Source organism: Coprococcus ammoniilyticus (genome assembly GCF_025567345.1).
GTDB classification, from domain to species: Bacteria; Bacillota; Clostridia; order Lachnospirales; family Lachnospiraceae; genus Coprococcus; species Coprococcus ammoniilyticus.
On sequence record NZ_JAOQJS010000002.1, the window covers coordinates 20,016 to 37,797 of the forward strand.

Below are 17,782 nucleotides of genomic sequence, written 5' to 3' on the forward strand. Positions count from 1 at the left end.
CTGCAAAATGATAGAATAGACAACTGAAAACGATAACCTGCTGATTAGCAGAGATAACATGGAGGATAAATCATGGCATCATGGAGAGATAATATTCGTCAGGTTGAACCATATGTACCTGGTGAGCAGCCAAAGAATACAAATGTGATCAAATTAAATACAAATGAGAATCCGTATGGACCGTCTCCAAGAGTAAAAGCGGTTCAGGATAATGAGGATCTGTTACGGTTATATCCGGATCCGACAGCAGGCGCACTGGTGGATGCACTGGCGGAGTATCATGGTGTGGATGCATCACAGGTATTTGTAGGTGTAGGTTCCGATGATGTACTTGCAATGTTATTTCTGACCTTCTTTAATTCGGATAAACCGATTCTGTTCCCGGATATCACATATTCTTTTTATGATGTATGGGCAGAACTGTTCCGGATTCCATATAAGCAGATGCCACTTGATGAGAACTTCCGTCTGAAGATAGATGATTATAAGGGCGAAAACGGTGGAATCGTATTCCCGAATCCAAACGCACCGACAGGTATCTACGAATCGTTGGATCATGTAGAGGAGATCATAAAGAACAATCCGGACGTGATCGTGATCGTAGATGAGGCATATATTGATTTTGGAGGAGAAACAGCACTTCCTCTGATCGACAAATACGACAATCTTGTGGTAGTCAGAACCTTTTCAAAATCACGTTCCATGGCGGGACTTCGAATCGGTTATGCGATCAGCAACCCTGAATTGATCAAAGCCTTAAATGATGTGAAATACTCCTATAATTCATATACGATGAACCGCCCGTCTCTTGTGCTCGGTGTAGAATCCATTCATGATGATGCATATTTCAGGGAGAAGGTTGGACAGATCATTGCAACCAGAGAAAGATTTGTGAAAGAGATCGCAGAGCTTGGATTTACCTGTCTGCCATCAACTGCAAACTTTGTATTTGCAACACATGAGAGTATTCCTGCAAAGGAGATCTTTGCTGCGGCAAAAGAGAATAATATCTATGTGCGTTATTTTGATAAGCCAAGGATTGACAATTATCTGAGAATCTCGATCGGAACGGATGCAGAGATGGACGTATTTGTTAGTTTTTTGTCAAAATATGTAAAAGAATATAAATAGGGATGGCTGGTTTTGCCTGTGAGCAGGCGGATAAAAGCATTGTTATCCATCGATAAAAAAATATAAGAGCGGATGTGTTTTTTGCAGATTTTGATAAGAAAGATGCGAAATACACATCCGTTTTTGTTTGTTCGGAAGAAAAACTGTTACAGAAACGCACAAGCTGTTACAAATAAACACACGCAAAATGTTGACGACACATAGGAAATTCTTTATCATGATGGAAGAAATATTTCAGCAATAGAATCCGGATTTTATCATTTTTTCGAAATGTTTCAGACAAAGAAGCTGCGAAGGAGAGATAAAATGAAATTTAATGAATTTACAGAAACAGTCAGAGATGGGCTGGCAGTTTTATTTGAACCGGACAATATGGAGGTTGCGGTTACCAGAGTTGTAAAAAATAACGGGTTGATTCTTACAGGAATCAATATAAGGGACAGAAATTCCATGATAACACCAACGATATATATTGACGATTTTTATAGAGAGGATATTCAAAAGGAGGAGATACATACTGTTGTTTTGAGGATAAAGGATATCTTTACGGAACGATGTACCAAAGTATCATCCGACAATGAAATTCAGAACTATATGGATTTTAACTGGGTGAAGAACCGGCTGATCTATACGGTTGTGAATCAAAGTATGAATGAAGAATATCTGGAGCATGTTCCGTATATTCCGTTTCATGATCTTGCGATCATATTTCGATGTGTCTTTCATAAAGGTGAGAATGGGATGGCATCATCAACGGTATCAGAGGATGATCTGAAACGATGGCATACAGATACGAAGACACTTTACCAACTGGCAGAAAGGAATACTCCAAGATATTTTCCTCCAGTGATCGACCGGATCACAGCATATCTAAAGGCGAGAAACTGTCTTCCTGCATTTGTGGAAGATGAGTTTTCGGGCGAGTGCGGAGAACTGTATGTAATATCAAATGAAATGGGATTAAACGGAGCCGGAGCTATGTTGTACAGGGGAATCCTTGATATGTGTACGGAGCTTGCCGGGGACAGTATCTATATTATGCCGTCCAGTATTCATGAGTGTATGTTTGTGGAGGCTGGAAAAGTGTCGGAGCCAAAGATGCTGGCAGATATTGTGAAAGAAGCAAATGACAGTGTGCTTCACCGACAGGATATCCTTTCTTATAATCTTTATTATTACGACCGGAAAAAGCATATGCTGACGACTGTAACTGTATAAAAACAGGTGTTTCATCAGAAACACAGGCATAAAAGCACCTTGAAAACAGAAGAAAAAAGAGAAGTTTACAACTGTGTTCTGCGTATATTAATTTGAAGCTTTTTTGATTGACAAACGAAAGAGCATGACATAGAATTATATAGTATATATTGGGTGTAAGTTTATGTGTTGAGAGGAGAACGGTGTGGCTGAGAATTACGTTTCAAGAAGGGATAAGATCGTTGCATCGGCAGTTGAACTAATCGGCGATCTGGGATTGAATGCTCTGACAACCAAGAATCTGGCTCGTAAGGAAAATATATCCGAAACTTTGATCTATAAATACTTCGGGGGTATTGATGAAGTATTGACGGAAGTGGTCGTACAGTATGCGGCATTTGATAAGAATATCCAGATGACCGTGGATCATCAGGCCGGATCAAATATGGATAAGTTACGTTTTTATGCAGATACATATGCAACCTATTATGATAATTATATTGGTATGGGTGCGATTATGCTGCATTATGAGGAATTATTGCATCTGAGTGAGACACGAGAGGTTATTTCTGAATGTATTTTGAAGAGAAATGAATTTGTCTGTAAGCTGTTTGAAGACGCTATAGCAGACAGAGAGATTCGGGAGGTATTTACCCCACGGGAATTGACATTGATGTTTAATGGTATATTTACAGAGGGTCTTTTAGAGCGAAGAACCAAATATTCCAAGAAAACATTTCGTGTTGAAGTAAAAGAGATGCTGAACCAGATTGAAAAGATGCTTAGATTTTAAAGTAGGAGGAAGTTTGTCATGAGAATATTAATTGCTGAGGACGATGTTGCAAATGCAAAGTTTTTATCAAAATATTTAAGTAAATTTGGAGAAGTTGTAATTACACCAGATGGAATTGCAGCTGTTGATGAATTTGTAAATCATTTGGAAAAGGGCGAAAATTTTGAACTTGTCTGTCTGGATATCATGATGCCGAAGATCGATGGATATAAGGTACTTGCATCGATTCGAAATGCAGAGAGAAAGCATGGCGTATCCAGAATGTTACGGTCAAAGGTTATTATGACAAGTGCACTGGATGAAACCAGCTTTGACAGCAATCAGGCCAGTGATGATTATGATGATTACATCTGCAAACCGATTGATATTATGAAATTCAACGAGATCCTTAAGAAGCTTGATGTTATTTAGGATGAATAAGAATGGATTTATTTGATTATATGAGAGAAAACCAGAAGGATGATGATTCTCCTCTGGCAAAACGAATGCGACCTGAGAGCTTGGATGAGGTGATCGGGCAGGAGCATATTATCGGAAAAGAGAAATTACTCTATCGTGCGATAAAGGCGGATAAGCTTAGCTCACTGATTTTTTACGGACCGCCGGGAACCGGAAAAACGACGCTTGCCATGGTGATCGCACATACGACAAAGGCGGATTTCAAGCAGATCAATGCAACAACCTCCGGTAAGAAGGATATGGAGCAGATCATAGAAGAAGCGAAGAATATGAAGGCAATGTATGGAAAACGAACCATACTTTTTATTGATGAGATCCATCGCTTTAATAAATCACAGCAGGATTATCTGCTTCCATTTGTGGAGGATGGAACGATCATCCTGATCGGAGCAACGACAGAGAATCCTTACTTTGAAGTGAATGGGGCTTTAATTTCAAGATCTAATATTTTTGAATTAAAACCGTTGTCAAAAGAAAATATAAAAGAGATCATATTAAAGGCTGTTTATGACCAGAGGGGCATGGGAGCCTTTAATGCATGTATAGATGATGATGCCGTGGAATTCTTAAGTGATATGTCAGAAGGAGATGCCAGAAGTGCACTAAATGCAGTAGAGCTTGGAGTTCTTTCTTCCGAACCGGAAGCAGATGGGCAGATTCATATTACGCTGTCGGTGGCAGAGGAATGTATTCAGAGAAGAGCATTCCGATATGATAAGGACGGAGACAATCATTATGATATCATTTCTGCATTTATCAAGAGTATGCGTGGTTCCGATCCGGATGCTGCCGTATTTTATCTGGCAAAGATGCTGTGCGGTGGAGAAAGCATTACATTTATAGCAAGACGGATCATGATATGTGCCTGTGAGGATGTTGGAAATGCGGATCCAAATGCAATCTGTGTTGCAACAGCATGTGCGCAGGCGGTAGAGCGGGTCGGTATGCCGGAGGCTCAGATCATACTTGCACATGCGGCGATCTACGTGGCGTGCGCTCCAAAGAGTAATGCGATCGTGAATGCGATCTTTTCTGCAAAAAATGTTGTGGAACATGAGCAGACAGGACAGGTTCCGGTCTATCTGCGGGATGCACATTATGGCGGAGCAAAGAAGCTTGGACATACAGGTTATAAATATGCACACGATTATCCAAATCATTATGTAAAACAGCAGTATCTGCCTGATGAGATCGCAGACAGACAGTTTTATGAACCGACGGATAATGGATATGAGCAGAACATAAAACAATATTTTAAGAAGATAAAGGAAGAACTTTAATGGAGAAAATGAAGCGGATAGCAGCCTTTCTTATGGTCCTTGTGATTCTTGGACTGGTTGTCTGGGTATTTATCTTGGGAATAACAGGCAGTGAATATTTTTCAGCGGCATTATTTCTGTGCATTCTGGTTCCGGTATTATTTTATGGAATCAGTCTGATCACAAAGCTGCTTACAGCAAAAGGAAAAGAACTGGCAGATCAGGCTGTGTCGTCAGATGAAACAGAAAAGAATAATGTTGAAAAATAAGGGATTATCTGATATACTCTATAAAGTTTTAAAAATTGAAACGAGGTATGTAACATGAGTTTATTATCACAGTGGCGCGATTATGCGTATGGTTTTGATGACAGAACACCAGAAGGAAAGCAGTTCTGGTTTGATTATTTTCAGGCAGAAAAAGGTATTTATGAAATAATTCTTGCAAATCCAAAGGCAGATCCTGTAAAAGGAACAGTAAAGGCACTTGCAGAGAAGTTTGAAGTAAGTATCCAGACCATGATCGGTTTCCTGGATGGAATTGATGACAGTCTGATCACATCGAATAATCTCGACGAGGTTACAGAGGATTCGGAAGTAACACTTGGTATTGATTATGAGAAGCTGTATATGAATATGGTTGGATGCAATGCAGAATGGTTATATACATTACCTGCATGGGACAAGATCCTTACACAGGAAAAGAGAGATGAACTCTATAAGAAAGAGAAGACATCCAGAACACTTGTAAAGCCTCCAAAGGTTGGAAGAAATGATCCATGCCCTTGTGGTAGTGGTAAGAAGTATAAGAAATGCTGCGGTAGATAATCTGATAAAGAAGAACTACAGCAGAATTTTATAACAGGAAAGAGAAAGAGAACAGACAGATGGTTGTATCCGTCCTGTTCTCTTTTCTGTTGAAGGGAAGAACGATTGGAAGAAAAACAGCAATTCAGTAAAGAACAATTAGAAGCGATCCGGCATGAAAAAGGGCCAATGCTAGTTCTGGCGGGACCGGGAAGTGGAAAAACGACGGTGATCACGCACCGGGTGAAATATATGTTGGAGCATGGTCGGGTAAATGGAAGTCAGATCCTGGTGATCACTTTTACCAAGGCAGCAGCAGGTGAGATGAAAAGCCGGTTTGAGAAAATAATGGGATATTCGAGTGGTGTTACTTTTGGAACCTTTCATTCGGTATTCTTTATGATCTTACGTCAAGCCTATGGATATAATGGAAGCAATATCATACTGGAATCGGAGAAATATCAGATCATTCGCAGTATTATTGAAAAACATAATATGGAATACAATGGACAGGATGATTTTGCAAAAAATGTAATTGCAGAGATCGGTCTGGTAAAAAGTGAACTGACACCGATCGGACAATATCATTCGATGAACATGAAGCCGGAAGATTTCCGGATTGCTTACAGGGAGTATGAAGAGGTACTTCGGGCGAATAATAAGATTGATTTTGATGATATGCTCGTATTTACATATGAATTGCTTCGGGATAGACCGGATATCCGGAGAATGTGGCAGCAGAGGTTCCGGTATATTCTGATTGATGAGTTTCAGGATATTAACAGGATCCAGTATCAGACTGTGAAGCTGCTGTTAGGAAAAGAACATAATATATTTGCGGTGGGAGACGACGACCAGTCTGTTTATGGATTCCGTGGCGCAGATACGAGGATCATGCTTGGCTTCCCGGATGATTTCCCGTATACCCGGATGGTCTGCTTAAGTATAAATTACAGATGCAGCAGTGCAATCGTGGAATCGGCAGGACGTATCATTAAGAACAATAAGAAGCGGTATCAGAAGGAGATCCGGTCTGCATTTGAGAAAGGTCAGTGTGAGCGTGTGCATGTGATTGAAGTCGAGGGAATGCGGCAGGAAACAGATGGTATCATACAGAAAATCCGGGAGATGAATCAGCAGGGTATCCCATATTTGGATATTGCTATTCTTTATCGTACCAATTCGGAACCATCCGGACTTGCAATGAAGCTGATGCAGAATAATATTCCATTCCGGATGAAGGATAATATGCCGGATCTGTTTTCCCATTTTGTCGTTGTGAATATTCTTGATTATATTAAGGCAGCACTTGGAAACCGAGAACGGGCATTATTTTTACGGATCATAAATCGACCGAACCGGTATATAAGCCGGGAGTGTCTGGAAACTGATCCGGTAGATCTGGAGCGGATGCAGGAATTCTATAAGGACAATCACAGGATAGTGCAGAATCTGGTAACCCTGGAAACGGATTTCAGGAGGATCGCAGAATTAAAACCATATGCAGCCGTTAATTATATCAGGAAAGCGGTTGGGTATGATGAATATCTGAAGGAATATGCTTTATATAGGGGAATCGATCCACAGGAGTATATGGATATTGCGGATGAATTTCAGGAGATGGCAAGAGGTGCCGATTCCTTTATTGAGTGGTTTAACCTGTTAAATGAATACAGGATAAAACTGAAGGAACAGGGAAAAACAGCGGAACACGCAAAGGATGCAGTTGTACTTGCGACGATGCATGGGGCAAAAGGACTGGAGTTTGATCAGGTATTTATCATGAATGCAGTAGAAGGAATGACGCCCCATAAGAAATCGGTCACAGATGCGGAACTGGAGGAAGAACGGAGAATGTTCTATGTTGCCGTTACCAGGGCACGATATGGTCTGTATATCTATGTACCGAAGGTGGTGTATGGAAAGACGGGACAGATTTCCCGGTTTGTAACAGAAATGGTGATCGACTATGATATGCTTCAGGTTGGAAATAAAATCATCCACAAACGATATGGCAAAGGTGTCATAACATTTGTGGATGATAAAAAAATCTGTGTGTATTTTGAAAAAGATCAGATTACAAAAACATTAAGTATCGAATATACGATAAAAAATAATCTGGTTACTGTGTCTGAAGATGATTAGTCATCTTCAGACATGGAATTGAATTCCATCTCATCCAGAATTTCATCAAAAGCATCAGCAACCATATCGAATTCTTCTTCATCATCAATTGGTTCCAGTGTGAATTCATCGTTTGGAAGTTCAATATAACGGTATACAAGAACCTCGTCATCATCATAACCTTCCGGTGCTTCGACAGGAAGCAAAGCAATATAAGAGGTATCCTCAACATCAAAGGTAGCAACAATCTCACATTCGAGGTTTGTTCCGTCGTCGAGTTCAAGTGACATCATTTCGATATCATCTAATTCATCATCATTCTGTTTTGCCATGTTTGGTCTCCTTATTAAAATAAAATTGACGGTCATTTCCGGGTATGCCGGATACCATTCAAAACTGTGTTGACCGATCATTTTCATCATAATGGAAAAGTAACCAAAAGTCCACAGCCAAATTTTATAATTGTAATAAAATGCAGCACCTTTATTCATTGAATTATATGTATAAATATGATAAAATTAATATTATTTTGGAGTTATTCCATGGGAGGAAATAAGAGAAGATGAAGAAAGTTGCTTATATTGCTTCAGAGTGTGTACCATTTATCAAAACGGGTGGTCTGGCGGATGTTGTAGGAACACTTCCAAAAATATTTGACAGAAATGAATATGATGTTCGGGTTATCATGCCGAACTATCTTTGTATTCCAAATAAATACAGAGAAAAAATGCAGTATCTGACCCATTTCTATATGGATATCGGATATAAGAATGATTATGTCGGGGTTATGTATCTGGAATACGAAGGAGTAAAAGTATATTTTATTGATAATGAATATTACTTCAATGGATTTACCCCATACGGAGATGTAAAGTGGGATATTGAAAAGTTCAGCTTCTTTTCAAAGGCAGCATTATGTATTCTGCCGGCAGTAGGATTCCAGCCGGATATCCTGCACTGCCATGACTGGCAGGCTGGTCTGGTTCCGGTATACTTGAAAACGTTATTTGCCGGAAATCCGTTTTTCAGTGGCATGAAGTCTGTTATGACAATCCACAATTTACAGTTCCAGGGTAAGTGGGATATCGATACGCTCAAGGCAGATTCCGGTCTCCCGGATTATGTATTCACACCGGATAAGCTGGAAGTCAGAAAAGATGCAAGTATGTTAAAGGGTGGTCTTGTATATGCAGACAAGATCACAACAGTAAGTAACACATATGCCAGAGAGATTCAGACACCATATTACGGTGAAGGCTTGGATGGGCTTCTGAGTGCAAGATGGCAGTCACTCTGGGGAATTGTAAACGGAATTGATTATGATGTATGGAATCCTGCTACAGACTCACAGGTGTACAAGAATTACAGTGTCGACAATTTCCGTGAACTGAAGAAGATCAACAAGGTTGAACTTCAGAAGGAATGTGGACTTCCACAGGATGATAAGCAGTTTGTGATCGGTATTATATCCAGACTGACAGACCAGAAGGGACTTGATCTGGTTGATCGCATTATGAATGATATCTGTTGTGATGGTGTCCAGTTCATCGTTCTTGGAACTGGTGACAGCAGATATGAAGATATGTTCCGTTATTATCAGGGCATTCATCCTGCAAAGGTTTCTGCGAATATTTATTATTCGGATGAAAGATCCCATAAGATGTATGCGGGTTGTGATGTTATGCTTGTCCCATCCAGATTTGAGCCATGTGGTCTGACCCAGTTAATGGCACTTCGTTATGGAACAGTTCCGATCGTAAGAGAGACTGGTGGTCTGAAAGATACAGTAGAACCATATAACCAGTTTGAGAATACAGGTACAGGTTTCTCATTTGCAAATTACAATGCATATGAGCTGTTAGATGCGATCAACTATGCAAAGGAAGTTTATTATAACAACAAAGACGCATGGTATGGTATTCAGGAGCGTGGCATGAGAATGGATTACTCCTGGTACAATTCAGCAAAGATCTATAACGATCTTTACAATTCATTATAAAAACAAACGGTCAAACTCATTTTTCATAAATGAAAAATCAGGCAGAAGATGTTGCGATACATTTTCTGCCTTTTTACCGCAGAACATATAGATCTGGGGCTGCGGTCGTACAAAAATAGGTGGATCTGCGCAGGAAAGGTGGTTTCATATGGCTTTTGACGGAGTTGTAATATCAAATGTTGTAAGTGATCTGAAAAAGAAATTAGTGGATGGAAGGATCTATAAGATCTACCAGCCGGAAAATGATGAACTGAATATTATTATAAAAAACAACAGGGAGAATTACCGCTTACTGTTATCTGCAGATGCAAGTCTGCCTCTGATCTATCTGCTGCCGGTGCCTAAGGAGAATCCGATGACAGCTCCGAATTTCTGTATGCTGCTTCGTAAGCATATCGGAAATGGCAGGATCGTAGATGTCTGCCAGCCGGGCTTTGAACGTATCGTGGAATTCACGATCGAGCACCTCGATGAGATGGGAGATCTGTGCAAAAAGAAGCTTATTATAGAAATCATGGGTAAGCACAGTAATATTATCTTCACGGATGCGGATGGAATGATAATTGATAGTATCAAGCATATATCCCATCTGGTAAGCTCGGTGAGAGAGGTCCTTCCAGGTAAAGCTTATGTATATCCACCGTCCGGTGATAAGCGTTCTCCATATGATGCAGATCAGGATTATTTTGCATCTTCGGTATATACAAAGCCTGTGACTGTTACAAAGGCAATTTATACCTCAGTTACAGGTATTTCACCCCTGATCGCAAATGAGCTTTGTTATCGTGTGGGAATCGATGGCGGACAGTCAACAGCAGCGTTAACGGATATTCAGAAAGAGAAGCTGTACCAGGAATTTGAGAAAATGGTTTCCGATATAAAGACAGAAAACTATGTGCCGAATATTGTATATGATGGGTATATTCCGGTTGAATTTTCATCAGTAAGACTCAGTATGTATCAGGATTATCAGGTAGAAGATAAGGATGAAATTTCAAAGGTTTTAGATGAGTATTACTTTAAGAAGAGCAAGGTAACAAGAATCCGGCAGAAATCAGCAGATCTGCGGAAAATCATCTCAACTGCGATTGAAAGAGCCAGCAAGAAATATGATCTGCAGTTAAAGCAGATGAAGGATACCGAAGGTCGGGAGAAATATAAGGTATATGGTGAGCTGATCAATACCTATGGATATGGAGTGGAGCAGGGAACAAAGAGCTTCCGTGCATTGAATTATTACACAAATGAAGAAATCGAAATTCCACTCGATCCGACAATATCGGTGCTTGAGAATGCCAAACGGTATTTTGCAAAGTACAACAAGCAGAAGCGGACATATGAGGTGTTAGAAAAGCTGACTGTTGAGACCAGACATGAATTGGAATATCTACAATCGGTTCAGACATTTATCGATATGACACTGGATGAAAATGCGTTAGCTCAGGTAAAAGAAGAGCTGATGATCAGCGGATATATCAAGGGAAGATATGGCAAAAAAGGGGATAAGCATACCAGCAAGAGCAAGCCATATCACTATATATCATCTGATGGTTTTCATATATATGTCGGCAAGAATAATCTGCAGAATGATGAACTGACATTTAAGTTTGCAAATGGCGGGGACATGTGGTTCCATGCAAAGAAGATGCCGGGCTCGCATGTGATCGTACGGATGGAGGGAGCAGAAGAACTTCCGGATCAGACCTATGAAGAGGCGGCAAGGCTTGCAGCATATTATTCGTCTGGAAGAGAGAATCCAAAGGTGGAGATCGACTATACAAAACGGATGAATCTGAAGAAGCCGGCAGGAGCCAAACCGGGATTTGTCATCTATCATACGAATTATTCAATGATAGCAGAACCGGTGATCCGTGGAATAGAAGAAGTAACGAGATAAAATATTTGATTTTTTATGGCGGTTGAAGTATAATATAGTATCCATTGTTTTAAGGAGAATGTGATTTTTATGATTAAGAGCATGACAGGTTTTGGACGAAGCGAAGTCGTTTCCGGAGCCCGTAAGATAGTTGTGGAGATTAAGGCTGTTAATCACAGGTTTTGCGAGATCAATGTAAAAACACCAAAGAAACTGAGTTTTTTTGAAACAACTATAAGAGCATATTTAAAGAAGTATATAGAACGTGGTAAGGTAGATGTCTTTATCACTTATGAAGATCTGACCGAGACAAATGTCTCAGTAAAATATAATAAAGAGTTGGCAGAGGAATATGTTGGCTATATGAATCAGATGGCAGCAGATTTTAATCTTACAAATGATATCAGTCCATCGATTATATGCAGACTTCCGGAGGTTTTTATTCTGGAAGAGCAGACAGTAGATGAAGATGAGTTATGGAGCCTGATACAAGGTGCACTTGACGAGGCGGCTGATAAGTTTGTGAAGTCAAGAATGGTGGAAGGTGAGAACCTGAAGGTTAATCTGCTGGAGAAGCTTGACAATATGACGGCTGCAGTCGATTATATTGAAGAAGTATCGCCGGAGCTTATAACAGCTTATCGTCAGAAATTGATCGACAAGATTTCAGAACTGATTGATAGCTCAGCAATCGATGAGAACCGGATTGCAACCGAGGTTGTTATATATGCGGATAAAATCTGTGTAGATGAGGAAACGGTTCGTCTGAAGAGCCACATTGACAGCACCAGAAAGATTCTGGAGGCAGGTGGAAGTGTTGGAAGAAAACTTGATTTTATTGCGCAGGAGATGAACAGAGAGGCGAATACGATCCTTTCCAAGGCAAACTCACTGGATGTATCAAACCGTGCGATCGAATTAAAGACGGACATTGAAAAAGTCAGAGAACAGATACAGAATTTGGAGTAAAAAAGATGGGAAACAGAGGTTCATTAATTGTAATTTCAGGTTTTTCCGGAGTCGGAAAAGGTACCGTTGTAAAGAGACTGGTGTCTGATTATGGATATGAATTATCGATATCAGCAACAACCAGAAGTCCACGGACCGGAGAAGAACATGGAAGAGAATACTTTTTCATGGATAAGAGCGAATTTGAGAATCTGATTGATTATGGCGGATTTATCGAGTGGACACAATATGTTGAGAATTACTATGGTACACCAAGAAAATTTGTGGAAGAAAGTCTGAATCAGGGTAAAAATATTATCCTTGAGATAGAAGTCATGGGTGCTATGAAGATCAAAGAACAGTACCCTGATGCATTGCTGATCTTTATCAGTGCGCCGAGCATTGACAGCCTGCGCGACAGACTGCGGGGCAGAGGAACGGAAGCAGAGGATGTAATTCTGAAGCGTTTAAAGAAAGCAACAGAAGAGTCTGCAGACATGGATAAATATGACTACATAGTGATCAATGATGATCTGGAAGAATGTATACAGACAGTGAATTCAGTGATCGTAGGCTATGCATGCAGAACATCAAATAATCAGGCTTATATAAAAGAAATAAGAGATGACCTGAAAGGCATCTGGTAAGAAAAAATATAGAAAGGGGATATAATTTTATGTTACATCCATCATACACAGACTTAATGGCAGTTGTAAATTCAGAGGTTGAACCTGGAGAACATCCGGTAGTTCAGAGCAGATATTCTATCGTGCTTGCAACTGCTAAGCGCGCAAGAGAGATAATAGCAGGACAGGAGCCACTTGTAAATACAGCAAGCAATAAGCCTTTATCCATAGCAGTTGATGAGCTTTACAGCGGCAAAGTAAAGATTGTCGGTGACGACGAAGAAGATAACTAATAAAAAAAGAGGTTGTTGCATTTTTGCGCAACCTTTTTCTTTTCTAAAAAGGAGAGCAGCATATGAAAGCAAGCGAATTATTAAAGGGACTGCAGTATTCGGTTATCTGCGGAGATGAAGATATTGAGATAAAAGAGATTTATAATGATTCCAGAAAAGTTGGAGCACAGGGATTGTTTTTCTGTATAGTGGGAGCCAAGTTTGATGGGCATGAATATATAAAAGATGTAACAGAAAAAGGAGCTGTCTGTCTGATCGTCCAGAAGGATGTAAATCCAGTTCCGGGCGTGTTGATCGTAAAGGTTGAAAGTACCCGGTATGCGATGGGAATCATCAGCAGCAATTTTTATGGAAATCCTTCGTCCAAGCTGACAGTGATCGGCATTACAGGAACAAAGGGCAAGACAACAACAACATATATGATCCGTGAGATGCTGATGAGTGCAGGACACAAGACTGGACTGATCGGAACGATCGAGATCATGGATGGAAAAGAAGTCATACCGGCGAACAATACGACACCGGAATCCATGATCGTGCATAAGAAGTTAAAGGACATGCTCGACAATGGCTTAGACAGTGTTGTTATGGAAGTGTCTTCACAGGGATTGATGCTTGACCGTGTGGCAGGGGTTGATTTTGATTACGGTATTTTCTCAAACCTTTCCAGAGATCATATCGGACCAAATGAACATAAGACATTTGAAGAATATGCAATGTGGAAAAGCAAATTATTCACGATGTGCAAAACGGGTATCTTCAATGCAGATGATGCATATGTAGATATGATGACAGAGCATGCAGCCTGCAAGATCGTGACCTATGGAATTCATGGCGATTATGATTACAAGGCAAACGATCATAATCTGTATAACAAAGACGGACATCTGGGTATTGGTTATCATTTGTCTGGAAAATTAAATGGTGATGTTCTGGTTAATCTTCCGGGTAATTTCAGTATTTATAATTCACTGGCAGCGATTGCAGTTGCAGATCTGATGGGCGTTCCATTTGACAAGATACAGGCAATCCTGAAAACGATCAAGGTAAAGGGAAGAGTAGAACTGATCCCAATCTCAGACAAATTCACGATCATGATCGACTATGCACATAATGCAGTCAGTCTTGAAAGCATTTTGGAAACATTGCGTGAATATAATCCTGGCAGACTGGTCAGCCTGTTTGGATGTGGAGGAGACCGTTCCAAAGAGAGAAGATTTGAGATGGGCGAGGTTTCCGGAAATATGGCAGATCTCACGATCATAACATCGGATAATCCAAGATCAGAAGATCCACAGGCAATCATCAATGATATAAAAACAGGAATCGATAAGACAACAGGAAAATATGTAGAGATCATTGACCGGAAGGAAGCAATTCGGTATGCGATCATGCATGCGGAACCGGGCGATGTGATCGTACTTGCAGGTAAAGGACATGAGGATTATCAGGAGATCAAGGGTGTGAAATATCACATGGATGAGAGAGACCTGATCCGGGAGATACTGGAGGAAGAAGATGTTACCAAGATATGCGGATATAATAATCGATATTTCGCATGAAGCCATTGACCGGCCGTTTCAATACCGGATACCGGATGAATTACAGGAAAAAATCCAGATAGGAAGCATGGTTAAAATCCCATTTGGCAGAGGCAACCACCTTCGTACAGGATATGTGATCGGTTTTTCGGATCAGACGGAATATCAGCCGGAACGGATCAAGAAGATTGCAGAACTTTGTGATCGGTCGGTTCCGGTGGAAGGACGACTGCTTGCGCTCGCTGCATGGATCCGGGAGAACTATGGATCTACAATGATCAATGCAATCCGCATGGTAATGCCGGTAAAGAAGACGATCCGGCAGTTGACGGATCAGATGGTTGTGCTGACGGATCAGATGGATGCAGAACAGTTAGCACGGGTCAGAGAACAATATCAGAAAAAACATGCACAGGCGAAGTTGCGGCTGCTACAGGCGCTGGAAGAAGTGCCGGAACGGTATCTGTCAATGGATATTGTCAGACAGAGACTGAATATCTCTTCGGTTACACTGAAAGCGATGCAGCAGGAAAAAGTCATCGCAGTCATCAGCAAAGAACGATATCGGACGGCGGGGATTTATGACTATAAAGAGGGATTTCAGATCACTTTAAACAAAGAACAGCAGATTGTAGTAGATGAGATAACCCATGATATGGAACAGGGACATCAACAGACTTATCTGTTGCATGGAATTACCGGCAGCGGTAAGACAGAAGTCTATGTGAATATTGTAAAGAAAACAGTGGAGATGGGAAAACAGGCGATCGTTCTGATCCCGGAAATTGCATTGACATATCAGACCGTACGGTATTTCCGGAATTACTTTGGAGACCGGGTGACAATCCTGAATTCCAGATTGAGTGATGGAGAAAAATATGACCAGTTCATGCGGGCAAAGAACGGGGATGTAGATGTTGTGATCGGTCCACGTTCGGCATTATTTGCACCATTTCAGAATCTGGGGATCATTATTATAGATGAGGAACACGAATCAAGTTATAAGAGTGATTATCCGCCGAAGTATCATGCAAGAGAGACAGCAGTAAAAAGGGCGGAGCTTGAACATGCAAGTGTACTGCTTGGTTCGGCAACTCCGTCCGTTGAGAGTTATCACAGGGCACTTAACGGGACATATCGTTTGCTTGAACTGCATGAACGTGCAGGAAGCGGACAACTCGCAAAGACATCAATCGTTGACCTGAGAAAGGAATTAAAAGCAGGAAACCGATCGATCATAAGTCGGGAACTTGCAGATGATATCGCGGATCGGCTTGCCCGCAGGCAGCAGGTAATGTTGTTTATCAATAAAAGAGGATATAACAGTTTCGTGTCATGCAGAAGTTGTGGGGAGGCACTGAAATGTCCACATTGTGATGTCAGCCTGACCAGGCATGGAAATAATCAGATGATCTGTCATTATTGTGGATTCCAGATGCCTCAGCCAAAAGTATGTCCTTCCTGTCATTCAGGGTTGATCGGCGGATATGGAACCGGAACTCAGAAGGTGGAGGAAGAGGTACAGAGATTGTTTCCGCAGGCGAGGATCCTTCGTATGGATAAGGATACGACAACTGCGAAGAATGCGCATGAACAGATCCTGGAAAAGTTTGGAAACGGAGAAGCTGATATTCTGGTCGGAACACAGATGATCGTAAAAGGACATGATTTTGCAAATGTAACACTGGTTGGGATCATTCTTGCAGACCTTACACTGTTTCAGAATGATTACCGTGCAGGAGAACGGACTTTTGATCTGATCACCCAGGCGGCAGGAAGAGCCGGAAGAGGGGAACAGCCGGGAAAGGTTGTGATCCAGACCTATAAGCCGGAGCATTATGCGATAAAAGCAGCAGCCGGACAGGATTATTCCTATTTTTATAAAGAAGAAGAGGCATATCGGGGACTGATGAAATATCCACCGGAATGGAATATGATGGTGGTATTGATGGTAAGTTCAGATGAAGCCTTTCTGGATCAGATGGCGGAGGATATCTGTGATTATATCAGAAGCTGTTCGGTAGATGACCGGAACATGAAGATAATCGGACCGTCAGCTCCGGTAATTGCAAAAATCCGTGATATTTACAGAAGGGTTGTCTATATTAAGAATTATCGGTATAATGAGCTGGTGGTTTTAAAAGATCAGATAGAACAATATATATCAGAGAAAAAAGAAGTTCAGGATTTAAGTCTTCAATTTGACTTTAATCCTTTAAATATGTATTAAGGAGAGAACGAGAGATGGCAACAAGAAAGATAAGAATCGATGGTGACAGTATTTTAAGAAAGATATGTAAGCCTGTTACGGAGATGACTCCACGGTTATCTCAGTTGATCGATGATATGTTTGATACTATGTATGAGGCAAATGGTGTCGGGCTTGCAGCGCCACAGGTAGGAATCGTAAAAAGAATCGTTGTAATTGATATCGGAGATAAGAATCCGTTGACGCTCATTAATCCGGAAATCATAGAGACTTCCGGCGAACAGACCGGAGATGAGGGCTGTCTGAGCCTTCCGGGTAAGGTTGGTCAGGTGACAAGACCGATGCGTGTTGTGTGCAAAGCCCTGGATCGAGATATGAATGAGATCACAGTAACGGGGGAAGGACTTCTGGCACGGGCAATCTGCCATGAGGCAGACCATCTGGAGGGTATCTTATATAAAGATAAAGTAGAAGATGGCTTATACGAGACAGAATAAAAGAATTACCAGATGACTATAAGG

Annotated in this window: 17 protein-coding genes; 16 read left to right on the forward strand and 1 reads right to left on the reverse strand. The window is 40.9% G+C overall.

All coding sequences use genetic code 11. The annotated features are described in order from the left end of the window. The first annotated feature begins 72 nt into the window (after positions 1-72). The 8 genes from hisC (at position 73) to OCV60_RS02615 (ending at position 7,790) form a co-directional block, all read left to right on the forward strand. Positions 73-1,131 carry a histidinol-phosphate transaminase gene (hisC, locus tag OCV60_RS02580; RefSeq protein WP_262529235.1) on the forward strand — a complete coding sequence of 353 codons (1,059 nt, stop codon included), beginning with the start codon at positions 73-75 and terminating at the stop codon, positions 1,129-1,131. 306 nt (positions 1,132-1,437) lie between these two features. Continuing rightward, a complete protein-coding gene (locus OCV60_RS02585; protein ID WP_262529237.1) occupies positions 1,438-2,349 on the forward strand; it encodes a DUF5688 family protein in 912 nt (303 codons plus the stop codon). A gap of 184 nt (positions 2,350-2,533) precedes the next feature. Beyond that, positions 2,534-3,121 (forward strand): TetR/AcrR family transcriptional regulator, encoded by a 588-nt coding sequence (locus OCV60_RS02590; protein WP_021943224.1) that lies wholly within the window; start codon positions 2,534-2,536, stop codon positions 3,119-3,121. An 18-nt stretch (positions 3,122-3,139) separates the two neighbouring features. After that, positions 3,140-3,532 carry a response regulator gene (locus OCV60_RS02595; protein WP_021943225.1) on the forward strand — a complete coding sequence of 131 codons (393 nt, stop codon included), beginning with the start codon at positions 3,140-3,142 and terminating at the stop codon, positions 3,530-3,532. Between the two features lie 11 nt (positions 3,533-3,543). After that, positions 3,544-4,860 (forward strand): replication-associated recombination protein A, encoded by a 1,317-nt coding sequence (locus OCV60_RS02600; RefSeq protein WP_262529238.1) that lies wholly within the window; start codon positions 3,544-3,546, stop codon positions 4,858-4,860. Next, positions 4,860-5,108, forward strand: a complete 249-nt coding sequence (locus OCV60_RS02605; RefSeq protein ID WP_262529239.1) for a hypothetical protein — start codon at positions 4,860-4,862, stop codon at positions 5,106-5,108. Before OCV60_RS02600 ends, OCV60_RS02605 begins: the two co-directional genes overlap by 1 nt. 54 nt (positions 5,109-5,162) lie before the next feature. Further along, positions 5,163-5,666 (forward strand): SEC-C metal-binding domain-containing protein, encoded by a 504-nt coding sequence (locus tag OCV60_RS02610; protein ID WP_021943228.1) that lies wholly within the window; start codon positions 5,163-5,165, stop codon positions 5,664-5,666. Positions 5,667-5,771: 105 nt separating this feature from the next. Then, the gene (locus tag OCV60_RS02615; RefSeq protein ID WP_021943229.1) at positions 5,772-7,790 is read left to right on the forward strand and encodes an ATP-dependent helicase; all 2,019 of its coding nucleotides are present in this window, start codon (positions 5,772-5,774) and stop codon (positions 7,788-7,790) included. Here OCV60_RS02615 and OCV60_RS02620 read toward each other — a convergent pair. Continuing rightward, positions 7,787-8,101, reverse strand: coding sequence for a DUF1292 domain-containing protein (locus OCV60_RS02620; protein ID WP_021943230.1), 315 nt, complete (start codon positions 8,099-8,101; stop codon positions 7,787-7,789). The two genes, OCV60_RS02615 and OCV60_RS02620, sit on opposite strands and share 4 nt — an antisense overlap. A gap of 230 nt (positions 8,102-8,331) precedes the next feature. On the opposite strand from OCV60_RS02620, the gene glgA reads away from it, so the two are divergent. From glgA to def, 8 genes are all read left to right on the forward strand, one after another. After that, a complete protein-coding gene (gene glgA, locus OCV60_RS02625; protein WP_021943231.1) occupies positions 8,332-9,768 on the forward strand; it encodes a glycogen synthase GlgA in 1,437 nt (478 codons plus the stop codon). A 148-nt stretch (positions 9,769-9,916) separates the two neighbouring features. After that, positions 9,917-11,665: an Rqc2 family fibronectin-binding protein gene (locus OCV60_RS02630; protein ID WP_117784982.1), complete on the forward strand. Its 1,749-nt coding sequence runs from the start codon at positions 9,917-9,919 to the stop codon at positions 11,663-11,665. Positions 11,666-11,734: 69 nt separating this feature from the next. Beyond that, positions 11,735-12,613 (forward strand): YicC/YloC family endoribonuclease, encoded by an 879-nt coding sequence (locus OCV60_RS02635; RefSeq protein WP_021943233.1) that lies wholly within the window; start codon positions 11,735-11,737, stop codon positions 12,611-12,613. A 5-nt stretch (positions 12,614-12,618) separates the two neighbouring features. Further along, positions 12,619-13,239, forward strand: coding sequence for a guanylate kinase (gene gmk / locus OCV60_RS02640; protein WP_021943234.1), 621 nt, complete (start codon positions 12,619-12,621; stop codon positions 13,237-13,239). A gap of 29 nt (positions 13,240-13,268) precedes the next feature. Then, on the forward strand, positions 13,269-13,511 hold the full coding sequence (rpoZ, locus tag OCV60_RS02645; protein ID WP_021943235.1) for a DNA-directed RNA polymerase subunit omega: 243 nt from the start codon (positions 13,269-13,271) through the stop codon (positions 13,509-13,511). Positions 13,512-13,573: 62 nt separating this feature from the next. Next, a complete protein-coding gene (locus OCV60_RS02650) occupies positions 13,574-15,073 on the forward strand; it encodes a UDP-N-acetylmuramoyl-L-alanyl-D-glutamate--2,6-diaminopimelate ligase (RefSeq protein ID WP_173788598.1) in 1,500 nt (499 codons plus the stop codon). After that, entirely contained in the window at positions 15,030-17,282 is a 2,253-nt protein-coding gene (priA, locus tag OCV60_RS02655; RefSeq protein ID WP_262529242.1) for a replication restart helicase PriA, read from the forward strand. The genes OCV60_RS02650 and priA overlap by 44 nt, the downstream gene beginning before the upstream one ends. A gap of 14 nt (positions 17,283-17,296) precedes the next feature. Further along, the gene (gene def, locus OCV60_RS02660; protein ID WP_117784980.1) at positions 17,297-17,758 is read left to right on the forward strand and encodes a peptide deformylase; all 462 of its coding nucleotides are present in this window, start codon (positions 17,297-17,299) and stop codon (positions 17,756-17,758) included. Positions 17,759-17,782: the final 24 nt, after the last annotated feature.

Coding starts and splice junctions, on each gene's coding strand:
- hisC (WP_262529235.1), top strand. CDS start 73: ATGGCATCATGGAGAGATAATATTCGTCAGGTTGAACCATATGTACCT.
- OCV60_RS02585 (WP_262529237.1), top strand. CDS start 1,438: ATGAAATTTAATGAATTTACAGAAACAGTCAGAGATGGGCTGGCAGTT.
- OCV60_RS02595 (WP_021943225.1), top strand. CDS start 3,140: ATGAGAATATTAATTGCTGAGGACGATGTTGCAAATGCAAAGTTTTTA.
- OCV60_RS02600 (WP_262529238.1), top strand. CDS start 3,544: ATGGATTTATTTGATTATATGAGAGAAAACCAGAAGGATGATGATTCT.
- OCV60_RS02605 (WP_262529239.1), top strand. CDS start 4,860: ATGGAGAAAATGAAGCGGATAGCAGCCTTTCTTATGGTCCTTGTGATT.
- OCV60_RS02610 (WP_021943228.1), top strand. CDS start 5,163: ATGAGTTTATTATCACAGTGGCGCGATTATGCGTATGGTTTTGATGAC.
- OCV60_RS02620 (WP_021943230.1), bottom strand. CDS start 8,101: ATGGCAAAACAGAATGATGATGAATTAGATGATATCGAAATGATGTCA.
- glgA (WP_021943231.1), top strand. CDS start 8,332: ATGAAGAAAGTTGCTTATATTGCTTCAGAGTGTGTACCATTTATCAAA.
- OCV60_RS02630 (WP_117784982.1), top strand. CDS start 9,917: ATGGCTTTTGACGGAGTTGTAATATCAAATGTTGTAAGTGATCTGAAA.
- OCV60_RS02635 (WP_021943233.1), top strand. CDS start 11,735: ATGATTAAGAGCATGACAGGTTTTGGACGAAGCGAAGTCGTTTCCGGA.
- gmk (WP_021943234.1), top strand. CDS start 12,619: ATGGGAAACAGAGGTTCATTAATTGTAATTTCAGGTTTTTCCGGAGTC.
- rpoZ (WP_021943235.1), top strand. CDS start 13,269: ATGTTACATCCATCATACACAGACTTAATGGCAGTTGTAAATTCAGAG.
- OCV60_RS02650 (WP_173788598.1), top strand. CDS start 13,574: ATGAAAGCAAGCGAATTATTAAAGGGACTGCAGTATTCGGTTATCTGC.
- priA (WP_262529242.1), top strand. CDS start 15,030: ATGTTACCAAGATATGCGGATATAATAATCGATATTTCGCATGAAGCC.
- def (WP_117784980.1), top strand. CDS start 17,297: ATGGCAACAAGAAAGATAAGAATCGATGGTGACAGTATTTTAAGAAAG.